We start from the raw sequence: 1,008 nt of genomic DNA, 5'->3' as shown, positions 1-1,008 counted from the left end.
TCCACCGCATCAGTTCAGTCCTTGTTCACAGTCAGGATACCCTCGCGGAGCGGGCCTTTCTTCGTGAACTTCCACGGATCAACCAACCCGCGCTGCGTGACCCGTTTGACCTCGGTCCAGCGGCGCTTCCCTTCCCGGGGGTCGATTTCATTTCGCAGGTTCTCCCGGGCAACCCTCTCGACGGTCTGCAGGAAGTCATCGATCCACCCTTCTTCCCCGACCCACCGGTGGTTCAATTCGGTCAGGTGGTGCCGGATATGGCTGAGATCCCCGCCCTTCCGTTTCCGGTGCATCTCACGGCGTTTCAGATCGCGCGGGAAAAGCTGCGCAAAACGCAAAACGACCGGCGCATGATCGAGGCGCGGCGCGGGTACAGGGTTGTCAAAACGATGCTGGAACGACATAATCAGGTCTCCGGGGTGATCCTTGTTGAGTCAGATTGTCCCCTGACCGCGTGAAAAACCGCAGAGAAAAATTTCAGGAATATCCGGGAAGTCTACTCACTATCGTTTTTGCGCTGTCGGGGGGACCCGACACCACAAAAACTTCGTTCGCGAGGGGGATACCCCCTCGACCCCTTCTCGCGATTCGACCGGCCCGAAGGCCGATCAATCGCTGCGACCAGCAGCCTGGTGGACCCGTTGCATCCCATTTTTGAATTGTTTTTCCTGTTCTTTTTTTGGTTGATCTCGCCTTTCCTCAGAGCGGTGCAGCAGCCGCGTGCAGCCTGCCTGCCACCTCCGGCTTGAGCCGCGCCGCTTTTGTGGTCCGGGTGCGGAGGCTGGCCGACCCGGCCATCCTCCACACCCGGCCCCCATTGCCCGCCCGAGTTGCCGTCGCGACACGCCGCCTACCTTCCCAATCACGGCGCCCATACATTCCGGCAGGCTTGCCCCTCTAACTTCACCCGAACTTCATCTTCGTCATGATGGTCAGGTTTGCCCCAACAACGATTACCAACCCACCTGGACATGATCTTGGAAACCCTTAATACTACAGTTGCGTATT

Annotated in this window: 1 protein-coding gene; it reads left to right on the top strand. The window is 58.7% G+C overall.

What is annotated here, in order from left to right; translation table 11 throughout:
* A partial coding sequence (locus tag BG455_RS17465) for a hypothetical protein (RefSeq protein ID WP_218147539.1) occupies positions 1 to 458 on the top strand: 458 nt, incomplete at its 5' end.
* Positions 459 to 1,008 lie beyond the last annotated feature (550 nt).

This window comes from Roseinatronobacter thiooxidans (genome assembly GCF_001870675.1).
Classification (GTDB): domain Bacteria; phylum Pseudomonadota; class Alphaproteobacteria; order Rhodobacterales; family Rhodobacteraceae; genus Roseinatronobacter; species Roseinatronobacter thiooxidans.
Note: the sequence above shows the minus strand (reverse complement) of the source record. Positions and strands in the feature narration are given on the sequence as shown.